The following is a 15,230-nucleotide window of genomic DNA, read 5'->3' as shown; positions in this document are numbered from 1 at the left end:
ACCGACACCGTCGGCTACGTCCGGAAGGCTATGCGGGCACAGGGGAGGAGGGCTTGTACAGAAGCGACAGTGGCTCCGCCCTGTCCGGAGCACTCAGCTGAGTAGCTGTCCGGCCGATGAACCGGGTCAAGGAACGCGCCAGGTACGGCTGGTCGAAATAGCCCAGCTCGTGCACGACGTCCTGCGCCGGCACCCCCTCCTGGATCAGAACCGCCGCCTCGCGGGCGCGGTGGATCTGCCGGATGGCACCCCGGGTGAGGCCCGTCGCCGCGACGAAACGCCGCTGGAGGGTCCGCTCGGAGACATCGGGGGCCGCGCCGCCGAGCACCGCGGGCACGATCGGGTCGCAGTCCACGATGCCTTCACGCACCAGGCGCCGCACGAACGCCTCCGCATTGTCGTAATCGGGCACGTGCCAGGCGGAACCCTTCAGCCACACCGAGCGCCGCGTCACGTCGGGGATCTCCGCGCTGCCACCCACGAGCGGGCCGATCGGCACGTGAGGCATCGAGGTGCCGAGAGCGAAGCTGATACCGAAGAACGTGGCGTCCTTGGGAACGGGAGCCGGACAGGCCCTGGGCTCCGGGCCCAGCACGGCCGCCTGCACCTTGCCGTCGTGCTCCCAGAAGACAAGCTCCCAGTGCGACGCCGCGATCGACGTCATCCGGCCGACCTCGATGCTGCGGCTGCGCCATACCCGCTCGATGTACGGCAGCTCCGACGGCCGGCTCTCGATCTCCAGACCCAACCGGATCAACCCCCGTTCACCGCTGCCTGAGCCGCCAGTGTGCCACGTCGTCCGGACGGCCAGAGCGCGCGAGATGCGCGCGGAAGATCGGCGCGGCTCGACCTGACCGCGGCCAGTGGCCCGAGGCCCGCAAGGCGCGTGTGGAAGCCCAGCCGCATCAGGGAAGTTCACCACCTCCGGCCTGGACAATCTGCTGGCAGGGCTCGACCGGCACGCCGTCGATCATCAGGAAGAATCCTCGTTCCGCCTCGCCGCATGATCAACCCCCGAAGGACTTCCGGAGCCGACCACTAAGCCTGGCGCTGTGCAGCGTTCAGTATTGCTCGGTCTCCACGAAGCCCGCGTCCACGTCGTCGGCGCCGAAGGTGTCGGCGGCGGCGGTCGGGTTGAATCCGGGCGGGGCGTCCTTCAGGGTCAGGCCCATGCCGGCGAGTTTTTCCTTGACCTCGTCGATGGACTTCGCACCGAAGTTGCGGATGTCCATCAGGTCGGCCTCCGAGCGGGCCAGGAGTTCGCCCACGGAATGGACGCCCTCGCGCTTGAGGCAGTTGTAGGAGCGGACGGTGAGCTCCAGCTCCTCGATCGGCAGGGCGAGGTCGGCGGCCAGGGCGGCGTCCGTGGGGGAGGGGCCCATGTCGATGCCCTCGGCGTCGATGTTCAGCTCGCGGGCGAGACCGAACAGCTCCACCAGGGTCTTACCGGCCGACGCCATGGCGTCACGGGGACGCATGGCCTGCTTGGTCTCGACGTCGACGATGAGCTTGTCGAAGTCGGTGCGCTGCTCGACACGGGTCGCCTCGACCTTGTAGGTGACCTTCAGCACGGGGCTGTAGATGGAGTCGACTGGGATACGGCCGATCTCCTGCCCGACCTGCTTGTTCTGCACGGCGGAGACGTAGCCGCGACCGCGTTCGACGGTCAGCTCCATTTCCAGCTTGCCCTTGCCGTTGAGCGTGGCGAGGACGAGGTCGGGGTTGTGCACCTCGACACCGGCCGGCGGCGCGATGTCGGCGGCGGTGACCAGACCCGGGCCCTGCTTGCGCAGGTACATCACGACAGGCTCGTCCTGCTCGCTGCTGACGACGAGCTGCTTGATGTTGAGGATCAGGTCGGTGACGTCCTCCTTGACGCCCGGCACGGTGGTGAACTCGTGCAGGACGCCGTCGATCCGGATGCTGGTCACAGCCGCACCGGGGATCGAGGAGAGGAGCGTACGACGCAGGGAGTTGCCGAGGGTGTAGCCGAAGCCCGGCTCCAGCGGCTCGATCACGAACCGGGAACGGAATTCGTCGACGACCTCTTCGGTCAGGGACGGACGCTGAGCGATGAGCACGGGGTGTTGCCTCCATTTTCGGCGCCCGCTATTTGACGCCGTAGACACCACGAAGGGTACGGGGCGATACGAGGTGATGCGGTCTCCGCAGAGGCCGAACCGCCCGACTCCAACCCGGCGAGGAGACTTCGGGCCCCGTTCCTCCTGCAGCCGGGCGGTGGAAACCAAGGCCGCAGCCACGACCAACGGCCGCTGACAGAGCCGGAGTTGCTCGGCCTCCGGTGAGTTCGCCGCCCCGAGCACGATCGCCACGCCAGTTGGACCAGCACCCCCACACGGTCCCGACTGCCGACTGCCGTCCTGGACGGCAGCACCCTCGCCAGCGCCTCGGTGAGCCCTGTGCGGTCCACGCACCGGCGCAACAACACCGACCCGGAATACCCGATCAGCCTCTTCCCGTCGGCCACCACCGACAGCCGAAGAAAAGGCACGGATGGCTGTGACGTCGTTCAACGGCCCCGGCATGTTGGCCTTCAGCGGCCCCAGTTGGTGGATTGACCTGCGCTGGGACCATCAGCCGGGCCGTCGGTTGCGGATCCGGCGTCTCACCGCCCACACGGCGAGGCTGACGAGGGCGAGGATCAGCCAGGTGACGACGAATCCGAGGGGGTCGCTCTCGTGTTCGTCGGAAGTGGCGATGCCGGAGACGACGGTGACCACGCAGGCTCCGGCGATCATCTTGCCGGTGAGCGGGAGCCCGTTTGTGGCGCGGCGCCGGGCCGGCTCATGCATCCCGCGGCGCAGCCAGACGGCGGCGTACAGCGCGAGGACCCCGCCGGCCAGCATGCTCAGGCCGGCGCCCAGGTAGAGACCCGGAGTCATCGTCGGCGCCTCAACTGTCTGCTGAACGCGCCCGTCGAAGGTGATGTCGGTGCGGCGGCCGTGCCAGACGACCACCCCGATGCGGTCACCCTTCCGCAGCCTCGACAGCACGGGGCCGGAGTCGTCGAGGCTGATCCTGCCGGACACCGACGAGGGACCCGCGACCTCCAACCAGTAGTCGCCGCCATGACCGTTGGAGTGGTCCTCCAGCTTCCTGACCACGGCAGGGATACCCCGGGTTCGCGATGCGGCCTCGTAGGCTCGCACGGTGGAAAGGCTGTGGCGATAGGGCACGGCGAGCACGGCAGCTCCGCCGAGGACGAGGAGCAGCGCCGCGGCCGCCAGCCCCCACGCCCGTCGCCCAGTTTCCCAAGTCCTGCCGACCATCGCGCCTCCCTGGGAGGTTCGACTCGGAACAGCCCAGGAGGGTTGCGCCCACTCACCTTGGCGCGAGCCAAACGGAATGACTCGGAGCCGATCTCGACAGCACCGCCCCTACCGGACAGCCCAAGAACCGTCTCACCGCACGAGCCGAGGTGGGGCCACTTCAACCCGTCACGACTCCTCAATGCGTCCACGCGACCCGTTTCCCGGGGCCGGCGGAGGCCAACATGCCGGGGCCGTTGAACAACGTCACAGCCAGGTACGGACGACGTCCCGGACCTGTGCCACGGTGTCACCGTGGGCCCCGAAGTGGGCCAGCACGCTGAGGTGTTCGCGCAGGTGCAGCAGCGGCATGCGGTCCCGTCAGCCGTCGGGCAGGGGGGAGACCTCCTCGTAGGCACGGAAGAAGCAGTCCGGCGGAGGATCGCAGCAGTACATCATGCTGAGGTCGGCCTCGGCCCACATCCAGCAGACTGCGGGGTCGATGAAAACGGGCCGGCCCGCCGGGTCCGCCGCTACGTTGCCGCGCCAGAGGTCGCCGTGGTTGAGCACGCTGGGGGACACCGGGACGAGCTGAGGAAGGCGCTCGCAGATCCGCTCCAGACCCGCCAGGTCGGCCGGTTCCAGGGCGCTGCGGACCTTGGGCTCGCGGAGGTAGCGGAGGATTCGGTGCTCGGCGACGAACTCGTGGCCGTCGGCGGCCCAGCCGTTCTCCTGCGGGAGCAGGCCCAGCCATCCGTCGGTGTCCCAGCCGAACTGGTCACCGCTCACCGAGTGCAGTGCGGCGAAGGCCCGCCCCGCCGACTCCCAGAACTCGTCGGTGTCCGGTCGCGGTTGGAGCGCCTCCATGAGGAGGTGGTGCGCACTCACCTCGAACACCCGGGGAGTCCGGGTGCCCGCCAGTTCATGAAGTGCCCGCAGGCCGGCCGCCTCCAGCGGGAACAGGCCGGCCGGCGCGTGGAGGGAGCCCTTGAGGACGTACGCCGTTCCGTCCGCGAGGGTCACGCGCCAGACGTCGTTCACCGCGCCGCCGGAGAGCGGCAGGGCGTCGACAACCCTCGGGAGGACTGCGCTTGGCAGGTTCTTCCAGCGTGCGTTCACGGGATCAACTCCGGCAGGGCGTTCCGCAGGGCGGGGGCGGAAGAGAACATCGCGTTCATGATCCTCCCCTCCACGTCGGTCACATCGAACCGTTGCACTTCGGCAGTACATCGCTGAAGAACGTGGCGTCGGCTCCAGGCGATGCCACCGGTGCGAGGAATACGCGGGCGGCATCTGAGACCGAGCCCGTGGGGATCAAAAGCGTTGGCTATGGCCGGAGTTGGTGCGTACCTTGCTGCCCGTGCCCCGCCGCCGCTCTGTACTCGCCGCCTCTGTTCCTCCGCCCGGGCTGTTCTCCCGTCCGTATCTGACCGCCACGGCAAGCTTCGCGGCGGTGATGTTCCTGACCGGGTTCGCCGCACTGGCGGTGATGCCGTTGCTGCCGGTGGCCGCCAGAGATCTCGACGGGGTTGTTCTGTATCCGCTGGTGGCGGGGGCGTTCGTCGCCGCGAGTCTGCTCGGCGGGGTGCTGGGCGGGACGTGGGCGGACCGTGCCGGAGCCCGGCGGCCGTTGACGGCCGGGGTGGTCCTGACCGTAGTGACGTTGCTCGTCTCCGCGACGAGTACCACTATCTGGCAGCTGGCCCTCGGACGTTTCGCGGACGGCATCGCGGCGGGACTGGTGGCGGTGTCCGTCAACGTGGCCATCGGTGAGTCCTACCCGGATCACGTGCGCGCCCGCGCCCTGGCCCTGATGAGCGCCTGCTGGATCGTGCCGTCACTCGCCGGTCCGCCGCTCGCCGGACTCGTGGCCGCGTGGTGGTCCTGGCGGGCGGTGTTCTTCGGCCTCGCGGGCCTCACCCTGCTTCCGGCGGCGGCCGCGGTGCTCCTGCTTCGCGGGCAGGCGCCGCAGGCCGGAGCAGCACAGGGGACGAAAGAGCCGGAGACACCTGTGCGGCGGCCCGCCCTGCCCGCCGCGTTGGCGGTGAGCGCGGCAGCGGCGCTCACGCAGTACGGCGTCTCCGCCTGGGACGTACGACATGTGGTGTGCACGGTGTCCGGACTGGCACTGCTCGTGCTGTTCGCCCCGCGGCTGCTGCCGCCGCATACCGTGCGGGCCGAGCGCGGGCTGCCCGCCACGGTGCTGCTGCGGGCGCTGACCTCGGGCGCGTACTTCACGCTTGAGGCGTTCGTACCGCTGATGCTGAGTACGGCGCGACGGGTGCCGGGCGTCGTGACCGGGCTCGCCTTCACCGGGGCCGCGCTCGCCTGGGCCGGGGCGTCCTGGCTGCAGGGACGCCTGCAGGACCGGGTACCGCGGCACCAACTCGTCGCCGTCGGCGCCGGGGTGATGGCAGCCGCGGTTGCCCTGGCCGTACTGTGCGTGCTGCCCGCAGTGCCCGCAGCCACGGCCGTGTCCTCGATGGTGCTGGCCGCTGTCGGCATGGGACTTGCGACGCCGTCGTTGACCCTGCTGTCCCTCACACACGCCCCGGCCGGCGGGCAGGGATACGCGAGCAGCGCGATGCAGACCTCGCAGAACCTGGGCCAGACGGTCGTCCTGGCCCTGTCCTCGGCCCTGTTCAGCGCGGTGTCGACGGCGACCACTGGTCAACTCGCGCCGTTCGTCTGGGCGTTCGCCCTACTGGTGCTGCCGGTAGCGGGGACGGTCTGCCTGGCAGCCCGGACGCGGATGACGAGCCCGGATCAGCAACGCGCCCCTGAACCGGCCGCCACCACTTCCCACCATGCCGAGCCCGTCGACGAGACATAGACAAGGCGGATCATCTCGCTGGGAGTTCCGACCCGGACGCGGGATTTCGCACATGGACCCGGACTTTTCTCGAACCCGATCTGGAATGATCGTCCGACTGGCATCGGGGAAAGCCGAGGGGGTGTCCGTGAACGACAAAGAGCTGTCCGCGGCCGTGGTGAACCTGATCCTCGGCGACGGCCAGGTCACCCCGAAGGCCGTCCAGACAACCGCCGTCGAACTGATCCGAGCGGGCCGCCTGGTTTCCGAACGGAAGGCCGACGGCACCCTGACCGTGCGATGTACCCCTGAGAGGGGCGACATGCCGCCGCTGTCGGCTCCCCAGGAACTGGTGATGGAGCGCGTCCGCCACCGCTGCCGAGGAGGTGTTGATCGCGTACCGATGGATGCCCTCGGACCCGGGGACGGCGCCGAGTACTGGACGTGGTGGCAAAGCTTCGAACAGAGCGTCTGTGACGAGGCGTTGGCGCTGGGGTTGACACAACCGGGACGTGTGAAGTCCCGAATATTGATTGTGTGGGGTTCGGCGGCCGGGGCCTGGCTGGGATTCATGCTCGCGTGCTTCGCGCTGGACCGGCGCGTGTTCGCCGTGGCCGTGAACCTGACCATCGCATGCCTGGTGGTGGCGATGCTGCGGTCGCGTCCGCGCCGGTCCGGCCCCTGGCTGACGGCCGCAGGTCGGAGGGCCGCGAGGCGGTGGCGGAACAACCCGGACGCCAGCGCCGCAGCCGAACACCGCCTTCCGGCACGGCAGGTGGGCGCGACGGGACCCGAGTCGGCCCTACCCGTACGTGGACCACTGCGGATCTGGTCCTCGTACAAGAACGCCTGGCATGTCGTGGACACCGCCCCGCTCGATGCTCCGCGCTGGGGCCGCGTGTGGAATGTCGTGCTCATCGCCCCCGTCGCCTGCGCCGTCACCATCGTTCTGGCCCTGGCAGTGCCCCTTCCGTTCGGTGTGGCACTCGGCGCGAGCCCGGTCCTCGTGGGCGCGCTCCTCTCGGCCTTCTGGCTGCCCGCCCACCGCCGGTTCCGTGCGGTGCCCGCGGAGATGACGTTCCGGGGTGCCGTCATCTCCGTCTGGAACTACCGCACGCACTACGACGATCCACCGACCATCGTCACGCACTACTGCTGCTCGGTCGAACACCTGGCATCGGGGAAAGCCTGGTCCTTCGAGGTGAACCAGTCGAGCCGGCTGATGTTCTCGCCCGACCCGAACCCCTCGCTCAAGGACCAGTTCAGAGTGGGGGACGTCGTCGACGTGCACTGCAGTCCCCGTCGGCGCAAGATGCACCGGATCAGCGTGGTCGAGGCCGTGCCACGCTGACGCGACTCCGGGAGCCGACGGACCTTGCCCATGCCGTCGTGGTGTCTGGGCATGACCGGCGCATCAACCTCCGGGCACCTGTCAGGACACCTCTTCTGACGCACAGTGTTCGATTGCTGGGCGTGTGCACCGCGTCGCGAGATGCTGAGTGGGTTGCGACGAAGGCCCATTCCGTTCCCCTGTGCGGACCGCACGTTGATCGACCGAGCCGGTTCTCCGGAATCCGGCTGACCGAACGGGAGGCAACCACCTTGAAAGCCATCGTGCAGGAGGTCTACGGCCCGGCGGACGTCCTGGAGTTGCGGGACATCGACCGCCCCGCACCCGGCGCCGGCGAGGTACTGATCCGTGTGCATGCCGCCGGCGCCGGTCCCGACGTCTGGCACCTGATGACCGGCCTGCCCTATCCGGCACGTCTCGTCTTCGGACTGTGCAGGCCCAAGAACCCCGTCCCGGGCTGGGACGGCGCGGGGGTGATCGAAGCGGTCGGTGCCGACGTGAACGACCTCGAACCGGGGGACGCCGTCTACGGCGAATGCCGTGGCTCCTTCGCCCAATACGCCCTTGCCAAGGCAGACAAGCTCGCCCCCAAACCCGACCGCCTCACCTTCGATCAGGCTGCCGCCATCACCTGCTCCGGGGTCACCGCCCTGCAGGCGCTGCACACCAAGGCCGGTCTGCGGCCGGGCCAGAAAGTCCTCGTCATCGGAGCCTCGGGCGGGGTGGGCAGCTTCGCCGTTCAACTCGCCACCGCGCACGGGGCCGAGGCGACCGCGGTCTGCGGGCCGGATGCGGCGGACTTCGTCCGTTCCCTGGGCGCCGTCGACGTCATCGACTACACCCGAGAAGAAATCACTGACCGTCCCTGCCGCTACGACGTCGTCCTCGATGTCGCCGGCAACCGCAGCGTCTCCCTCATGCGCAGCGTCCTCACCCCGGAGGGCACCCTTGTCCATGTCGGCGGCGAAGGCGGGAGCCGCTGGTTCGCCGACGCGGGCATGCAACTGGAGATGGGGCTGCGCTCGCTGTTCCGGCGTCAGAAACTCCGGGGCATGCTCGCGGTCGCACGCCGCGCGGACCTCCTGACTCTCAACGGACTCATCGACAAGGGCGATCTCACTCCCGCCGTCGCCCGCACCTATCCACTGTCCGAAGCCGCCGACGCCATCCGCCACCTGGAGCACGGCCACCCCCAGGGCAAGATCGTCGTGACCGTGGCGACCGGCGGAGCCTGAGCGAACCGGCGGCTACGCCGACGCACCCGGAGCCGGGTGTGGACCGGGCTGCACTGGAGTGCTGCTCGATCGACGCGGTGCGCGGACGGAGTCGGCAGTAGGGGGATGCCGAGTCGAGGACAACATCGAGCGGCCGATCGATCCGAGCCGGGAAGATCGGCGGTGCCACCGAGCCCGCAGACTCCGGCAACCCCGCCTCCTATCAGGGCAAACAAACCGGCGCCAGATCCGGGCCGTCCGCGTACGGCAGCGTCGATCTCTCCCCACCCTCGCACCTGCCGCAGAGGGTCACTGGGGCCCGAGCGCGTCCCCGCCGACCGTCGACTGCCACAACTCCCAAGCCTCCGCCGCCACGTCCGGCGCCGCCAGCAACAACGGCTCGTCGTACGACGGTAGTTGCGGCATCGCCACCGCACCCGCCTCCGTCGCGATCAGCAGCGCCGGCAGACCGTCCACCGGGTGGAACTCGCCGATCGCCGCGGCGGTCGCCCGGCCCGCCGCGACCTGGACCAGGGACAGTGCAGTCGAGCCCATCACGCGTGCTGTGCAGTGCCGGGCGGCCAGTGCGGCCAGCAGCGTGTCCAGGCCCGGCCAGTGGGCGTGCGCCGCCCATTCCGTCATGAACACGTGTCCGGTCAGCGTCGTATGGTCCGCCGCACGGATCGGGACGCCGTTCAGATGCGCGCCCCTGTCCCGTACCGCCGTGAACACCTCACGCCGCCACGGATCCGCCACCAGGCCCAGCAGAGGGGAGCCGTCCGGCTCGGCGAGGCCCAGGGAGAAGGAGCACCAGCCAAGCCCGTGGGCGTAGTTGGTCGTTCCGTCCACGGGGTCGATCACCCAGTGCGGGGCGTCGGAGGCGCCCTCCTCGACACCGTATTCCTCGCCGTCGATTCCCCAGCCGGGGAACTCGCGCCGCAGCACCGACCGTACGTGCCGCTCGACCGCCTCGTCCGTGTCCGTGACGATGTCGGCCGGGCTCGCCTTCTGCCGGACCGGCCCCGCGGCCCCTGCGTTCCCGCCGCGGATCGACTCCGAGGCCCACTCGGCCAACTCCACGGCCACCCGCAGTGCGCCGTCCAGGTCATGCCCGTTCGCCACAACTCTTCACCACCCCGTTCACGTCGTTACTGATGATCGCGTCCACACCCCAGCCGAGGAGTTCGGCGCGCCGGTCCGCGTCGTCCACCGTCCAACAACTCACCAGCACGTTCCGCGCATGCCAGTGCGCCACCGACTCCGCTGACAGGAAGCGGTGTTCGGGGTTGAAGTACTGCGGGCGTACGGCCGCGAGCACGTTCTCGGGCGGCGGCCGGTCGCCGTACCAGCTGAGGAACAGGGTGATCTGCTCGTCGCGTTCCCGCACCGCCGCCATGGCCTGTGCCGCGCCGCAGAACATCGCCACTGCCCCGAGGCGGCCGAGTTCCGCGTGAGCCGCCGCCGCGACAGCCGGGTCCCCGGTGTCCAGGAGCAGGGGAATCCCATCGGTGACGTCGAGTGCCTCCTCCAGGGTCGGCACTGCCGGAGCGAGCGCCCGCAGTTCGGCCAGGGTCAGGTTCGCGACCGCCTCGGGACGGCGCCACAGACGGCGCAGGTCGTCGTCGTGGTGCAGGACGACGAAGCCGTCGGCGGTGCGCCGCAGGTCCACCTCGATCGCGGAGACTCCCGCGCCCGTCGCGCGCCGTACGGCGTCCAGGGTGTTCTCCACCCCGGCCCACGGGTCGCCCCGATGCGCCACGGCCAGCGGACGCCGCGCACTCATGCCGCCTCCACTTCGACGACAGGACCAGCCGCGTACGACAGCGGCCGCCCCACCCTCACCTGCACCACCTCGCCGCGTGCCGGCGTCGCCGTGCCGGAGACGTACGAACGCAGGCGGGGGTTGCTCTCCAGTGGCACGACCACCTCCGTGAAGTGGCCGCGCGGGAGTACCTCTGCGCCCGGGTCGGCGCCCCCCTCAGGAACGTCGTCCAGCCGCACCCCTTCAGGACGGATGCCGGACCCCGCCAGGCCGGTCAACTCCACGCACGGCACGGTGACTTGGCTCGGGAGCAGTGCGCCCGGCATGGCTGCCGCATCGGCCAGGCGGTTGAGGTCGGTGACGAACTGGGCGGTGATGCAGAGGAGTTGCCGGATGTCCCTGATCTCTTCGTGGACTCGTTGGCGCAGGGGCAACGCCCGTGCTGACGCGGTGAGTTGCTGTTCGCCACCGGATATGGCGGCCGGGCGGCCGTCGGCATGGCGGGTCAGGCCGGCTTGTTCCAAGGTCTCGGTGATCCGGCGGTCGGCCTCGCCGCGCGGCACCTTGTGTATCCCCGGCCCGAAACCGAAACTCTGACGAACCGTCAGATGCGGCCGCAGAGCGTAGTTCCGGAACACCATGTCGGTGGGGTGGCGCTCCGGCGGAACGGCCGCGTAGTCGGTACCGACGACGACCGTCCGGCCGTCCAGCGTCGGGCCTGACGGATCGCCTGCCGCCGTCGCGATGTTCGCGGTGCCGTGCGAGGAGAAGACGACCTTGACCTGATAGCCCGAGTCTTCTTCCTTGAGGGCGCGGACAACAATGTCCTCCCACAGCGGCGAGTCGGTGTTCCGCGGGGAGCGGACATGGATCCGGATGGGCATGGTGATGGGTCCGGTCAGTTCGGGTTCGACGCGGAAGTATCTGATCCGGCGCACGATAGGCAGGGGGCCGGTGGGGTGGGGGACGCTGGGATGAACGGGAACTTTTTTTACGACGACAGTTCGGCGGTGTGCTCTCGACTGACATGCCGGAATGCCGGAGAAGGGGCGGGGAGCGGTCACGCCACGGTGGGGGAGAGGACGCAACGGGGGTCCGAGGTTGTTGATTCCGGCTCAGGTTCTCGCGGACGGCCGGCGTTTCAGAGGCCGGGGGTAGATGTCAGATGTCCGTGGAGATCGCGGTCCCGTTGCAGGGGCCCCAAACCCGAACACTGTCCGGTAGGCCGGGCTCAGTGCCATCCACGGGTGTCCTGGATACGACGTCATACGCGCAAAGAGGAGCCGCCGGCGAAGCGGCTGCCCGACCTGGAGTTCCTCGCCCTGGTCAGGGCCGGGCTCGAAGAGTTCGCGCCCGGAGTGACGCAGGGCGCCCAGCTCAAGGGCAACTCGTTGATCAGCCCGCAAGGTTGGGCCGTGGCCGTAGCCCCGCCGCACCACGGGGGCGGCCACCACTACGACCTCGTCGCGCTGCCGGATGTCGGTCTCCAGCCGGACGTACCGTGCTTCCTGGACTGCGTCGTGTCGATGTCCGCTGATCCGCAGGACGCAGCGAACACATGGGTGCAGACGGCGGGCGCCTGCCTGCTGGAACTTCTCGACCGCCGTGAGCACTTCGCAGACCACGCGGGTCCCGACGACGAGGGCGGCGTGCCCGGCTGGCACGTGATCACGTCGGGTGCGGTCGGTCTCGGAAGCGACGTCGACGAGAACCGGCGGCTGCAGGGCGCGCTGCTGGAAGCGAACGTGCTGCACCGGATCGCGGGCTCGTTCACCGCGGACCTGGAATCGCCCTTCTTCAACGGCGTCAAGGTCTTCTACGGCGGTCGCCCAGGCGCGGTGCAGGCCGAGATCCGCGTCAACGGTGAGCGCCACGAGGCCGCTTCGGCAGCGATGACGGCGCTGGGACTGCCCGAGCCAACGACATCCACGGCAGTGCGGTTCTACGCGCTGCTGCTTCCGGTACCGGCGGGTGGTGGCGAGCCGAGTTACCCGGCGACCCGGCTCGATCTCGCTCCCCCCTCGGGGCAAGCCAAAGCCCACACCCACGAGGCCACCTGCGCCTGCGGCGGCCACCTCGACCCGGAGCACCCCGGCTTCGACCTGGCCCTGCCCCACCTGGTCGCCGAGCTCTCGGAGGAGGAGCGCAGGCGCCGCGTGAAGTCCGACACGGGCGCGATCATCATCGCGGAGGGCGTCGGCAACTTCCTCAAGGTCCGCCTCCCGATCCGTCTGGACGATGGAAGCACGGTGGTCTACCTCGCCTGGACCTACCTCCAGCCAGCCGTGATCGACGACTTCGTGCAGCGGGCCCGCAACGACAACCTGGCCGGCCACCGCTTCGAGGGCCTGCTGTGCAACGCCATCGGCCCCTGGGGCGAGGACGTCCTGCGCGCCCCCGTCGTCCTCGGCGGCCAACGGATCAACGAGGACGGCTCGGTCCGCTACAGCGAGGTTCTGGAGTCCAGCGACCCCCTGCTCAGCAAGGTGCTGACGGAGACCTGGCCCGCCGCCTTCGTCATCGGCGACCGCTTTCCCCGCTCACCGTCAAGCTGAGGTGCCGTCAGGGGAGGTGGGCCCGAGGGTGCGAAGCTCGACCGAACAGGGCTGGCGTTGGGCGCTCGCCAGGCACGATCAAACACCCGCCGTGCAACCGATCAGGTGAAGTGCAGAGAAGGGTCTTCGCCTCGTGCGGCCGGGAAGCCTTCTTCGAAGGACACGTGCACGCACTTCGCACGCTGGGAGGCGTCCCGCGAAGCAAGTAGGAGCCGTGTAATCGCCCCGCCCAGCGGCAGCGCCTGGTCGGCGGCGCGCAGCCGGGCCGCGACGACCGCCCGCCCTGCGGTGGTACGGGCCTCGGCCCGGACGACCGTGTCGATCACCTCGACCGATTCCACCAACACGCCCTCGACCGAGGGAAACAGCAGCTCGTTCAACTGCGGCAGCACTTCGTCCACGGCGAAGGACTGTCGACCACACTGCCATCCAGCCAGGCGTTTTTCGGGCGAGCGTTGCCCTGATCGAATCGGCGGCGGAGGACTTCGGACGACGCACGAGTACGACCTGAGCAACGCCCGCTGGCGCAAGAGCAGCTACGGGGTCGGCAGCGGCGCCAGCTGCCTCGAAGTAATCGACGGAGTCCCCGGCGTAGGGCCCGTCCGGGACAGCAAGGTGCCGGACGGGCACGTCCTTCTTATCGGGGCTGTCGCGTGGACGGAGTTCGTCGGCGCCGTGGAGGCGTCGGCGGTCAGTCGGTGATGTCGACCCAGAACTCGTCCGTGTTGTACAGGATGCGGTCGCTGAAGTAGTACCAGATCAGCAGTCCGCCCGCGGCTTGGTTCTCGGTCCGTGGCACGGCCCGTACCGAGAAGTCCCACACCGGACTGCCCGCACCCTCGTCGGTGGACTGGAACGGGTACTCGTCGCAGTCCCGCGTCGCCGTGTCGTAGGCGGGCATGCCCGTCTGGTCGTTGTACGGGGTGGTGCGGTTGCAGGCCGCGTCCTTGTAGTACCTGTTGGTACTGGTGATCGGCCCGGCGGGCACCCGGTGCAGCCCGCGTTCGTCGCGGGAGCCGGTGTACTTGCCCGGGATGTCCTTGGGTTCGATCTCGATCGGATAGGTACGCGTCGGATCGTTCTGGGCGAACCGGATGTGCTGGGCGACCGAGGTGACCCGGCTGTCACCGACGCTGTACTGGAGATGTGGGATGACGTCGTAGTTCACGCACGCCTTCGGATAGTCCTGGAAGAACGTGAAGTAGTTGGCCGAGTCGCAGCGGATGGTGTGGTTCTCGGTGGTGCCGGTGGGGTAGACGTAGTCGCCGCCGCTGCCGCTGAAGCGGAAGTGCCACTGGTGGTACAGGACTTTGTCAGCGGCGGTGGAGGCGGTCTCGTTGGAGTAGATGTCCCAGTGCAGCCACTCGTCGTGGTAGTCCCACTCGTCCCAGGTGTGCTCGATCCCGCTACCGGTGCCGTAGCAGAATGTCGCGTCCTGGGTGCAGTCGGACAGGACGTACATCGACAGGTCGTCGACCTCCCAGATCCAGCTGTCGAGGGGGTTCCACCCGTCGTACGAGACGGAGCCGTACTGCGCCTGGAAGTAGGTGCGTACCGCGCGCTCCTTACCGTTGCCCACGGTCACCGCGTCGTACGCGACGCTGGCGGTGCCATGGAACTCACGGGTGCCGTCACTGTTGACGGTGTAGTAGTCGATGCCGAGCCGGCCCTTCTTGCACCACAGCCAGCGGTTGTACGTTTCCCCCGCGGCCGTCTCGGAACCGTCCCGGTCCAGGCACGCCGCGCTGTCGGGGGGCGGCTCGTCACCCCAGCCGGTCGGCGGTGCCGCTGCCGCGGCCGCCTCGGAGCTCGGCACCGTGGCGTCCTTGGTCAGGGGCACCTTGGAGGTGTCGGCGTAGCTGTGCTGGTCCTGTTTGCCCGCGTTGAGCAGCGCGTTCGCGACGGTCTTCGCGGACAGCGCGGACGTACGGTCGGGCTGCACGGCGGGCGCGGGCCTGCCCACCTTCTCGCCCGGACGGACCTTGCCGAGCTTGTACGGCAGGAGGACGGGTTCGCCGATCAGTTTCGTGCCGGCGGTGGACGCGGTGGCTGCGGTCCTGGCGTCCTGTGCGTGTGCCGCAGGGCCGGACAGACCGATGGCCAGCGGTATCAGCAGCCCGGTTGCGAACCAGCGCAACCGCCTCCTGATGCGAGACAACGACATGCGGGTGTTCCCCCTCGACGTAAGAGGGGCCACCCCGTCAGGGCAAGGCTGTGCACTCGCGTACAGATGTGACGCATGGAGCGGCCCCCGTTTTTGACCGAAC

Annotated in this window: 14 protein-coding genes; 5 read left to right on the top strand and 9 right to left on the bottom strand. The window is 69.2% G+C overall.

From position 1 onward, the window contains the following. Nucleotides 1-28: 28 nt before the first annotated feature. From AB0I69_RS36195 to AB0I69_RS36180, 4 genes are all read right to left on the bottom strand, one after another. On the bottom strand, nucleotides 29-748 hold the full coding sequence (locus tag AB0I69_RS36195) for a helix-turn-helix domain-containing protein (RefSeq protein WP_363099972.1): 720 nt from the start codon (nucleotides 746-748) through the stop codon (nucleotides 29-31). 313 nt (nucleotides 749-1,061) lie between these two features. Then, nucleotides 1,062-2,081, bottom strand: coding sequence for a DNA-directed RNA polymerase subunit alpha (locus tag AB0I69_RS36190; RefSeq protein WP_363099971.1), 1,020 nt, complete (start codon nucleotides 2,079-2,081; stop codon nucleotides 1,062-1,064). Nucleotides 2,082-2,594: 513 nt separating this feature from the next. Then, a complete protein-coding gene (locus AB0I69_RS36185; RefSeq protein WP_363099970.1) occupies nucleotides 2,595-3,290 on the bottom strand; it encodes a hypothetical protein in 696 nt (231 codons plus the stop codon). Nucleotides 3,291-3,650: 360 nt separating this feature from the next. Then, nucleotides 3,651-4,388 (bottom strand): fructosamine kinase family protein, encoded by a 738-nt coding sequence (locus tag AB0I69_RS36180; RefSeq protein ID WP_363099969.1) that lies wholly within the window; start codon nucleotides 4,386-4,388, stop codon nucleotides 3,651-3,653. A gap of 337 nt (nucleotides 4,389-4,725) precedes the next feature. Between AB0I69_RS36180 and AB0I69_RS36175 the strand changes: the two genes are divergently transcribed. The 3 genes from AB0I69_RS36175 (at nucleotide 4,726) to AB0I69_RS36165 (ending at nucleotide 8,667) form a co-directional block, all read left to right on the top strand. After that, a complete protein-coding gene (locus tag AB0I69_RS36175; RefSeq protein WP_363100144.1) occupies nucleotides 4,726-6,102 on the top strand; it encodes an MFS transporter in 1,377 nt (458 codons plus the stop codon). Between the two features lie 127 nt (nucleotides 6,103-6,229). Continuing rightward, a complete protein-coding gene (locus tag AB0I69_RS36170) occupies nucleotides 6,230-7,432 on the top strand; it encodes a hypothetical protein (protein ID WP_363099968.1) in 1,203 nt (400 codons plus the stop codon). A 251-nt stretch (nucleotides 7,433-7,683) separates the two neighbouring features. Next, nucleotides 7,684-8,667, top strand: coding sequence for an NAD(P)-dependent alcohol dehydrogenase (locus AB0I69_RS36165; protein ID WP_363099967.1), 984 nt, complete (start codon nucleotides 7,684-7,686; stop codon nucleotides 8,665-8,667). 288 nt (nucleotides 8,668-8,955) lie between these two features. Here AB0I69_RS36165 and AB0I69_RS36160 read toward each other — a convergent pair whose 3' ends face one another. Genes AB0I69_RS36160 through AB0I69_RS36150 form a run of 3 tightly spaced genes read right to left on the bottom strand, consistent with a single transcriptional unit; the run spans nucleotide 8,956 to nucleotide 11,346 of the window. Continuing rightward, the gene (locus tag AB0I69_RS36160) at nucleotides 8,956-9,768 is read right to left on the bottom strand and encodes an inositol monophosphatase family protein (protein ID WP_363099966.1); all 813 of its coding nucleotides are present in this window, start codon (nucleotides 9,766-9,768) and stop codon (nucleotides 8,956-8,958) included. After that, entirely contained in the window at nucleotides 9,752-10,429 is a 678-nt protein-coding gene (locus AB0I69_RS36155) for a glycerophosphodiester phosphodiesterase (protein WP_363099965.1), read from the bottom strand. Before AB0I69_RS36155 ends, AB0I69_RS36160 begins: the two co-directional genes overlap by 17 nt. Beyond that, nucleotides 10,426-11,346 carry a hypothetical protein gene (locus AB0I69_RS36150; RefSeq protein ID WP_363099964.1) on the bottom strand — a complete coding sequence of 307 codons (921 nt, stop codon included), beginning with the start codon at nucleotides 11,344-11,346 and terminating at the stop codon, nucleotides 10,426-10,428. Before AB0I69_RS36150 ends, AB0I69_RS36155 begins: the two co-directional genes overlap by 4 nt. Before the next feature lie 309 nt (nucleotides 11,347-11,655). Between AB0I69_RS36150 and AB0I69_RS36145 the strand changes: the two genes are divergently transcribed. After that, nucleotides 11,656-12,963 carry a DUF6348 family protein gene (locus tag AB0I69_RS36145; protein ID WP_363099963.1) on the top strand — a complete coding sequence of 436 codons (1,308 nt, stop codon included), beginning with the start codon at nucleotides 11,656-11,658 and terminating at the stop codon, nucleotides 12,961-12,963. Between the two features lie 101 nt (nucleotides 12,964-13,064). Here AB0I69_RS36145 and AB0I69_RS36140 read toward each other — a convergent pair whose 3' ends face one another. Continuing rightward, nucleotides 13,065-13,364: a hypothetical protein gene (locus AB0I69_RS36140; protein ID WP_363100155.1), complete on the bottom strand. Its 300-nt coding sequence runs from the start codon at nucleotides 13,362-13,364 to the stop codon at nucleotides 13,065-13,067. Here AB0I69_RS36140 and AB0I69_RS36135 point away from each other — a divergent pair. Then, nucleotides 13,252-13,665: a DUF397 domain-containing protein gene (locus AB0I69_RS36135; protein ID WP_363099962.1), complete on the top strand. Its 414-nt coding sequence runs from the start codon at nucleotides 13,252-13,254 to the stop codon at nucleotides 13,663-13,665. The genes AB0I69_RS36140 and AB0I69_RS36135 overlap by 113 nt on opposite strands. Here the strand turns inward: AB0I69_RS36135 and AB0I69_RS36130 are convergent. Further along, the gene (locus tag AB0I69_RS36130; RefSeq protein WP_363099961.1) at nucleotides 13,655-15,100 is read right to left on the bottom strand and encodes a NucA/NucB deoxyribonuclease domain-containing protein; all 1,446 of its coding nucleotides are present in this window, start codon (nucleotides 15,098-15,100) and stop codon (nucleotides 13,655-13,657) included. The genes AB0I69_RS36135 and AB0I69_RS36130 overlap by 11 nt on opposite strands. Between the last annotated feature and the right edge of the window lie 130 nt (nucleotides 15,101-15,230).

This window comes from Streptomyces sp. NPDC050508 (assembly GCF_040655155.1).
GTDB lineage: Bacteria > Actinomycetota > Actinomycetes > Streptomycetales > Streptomycetaceae > Streptomyces.
Note: the sequence above shows the minus strand (reverse complement) of the source record. Positions and strands in the feature narration are given on the sequence as shown.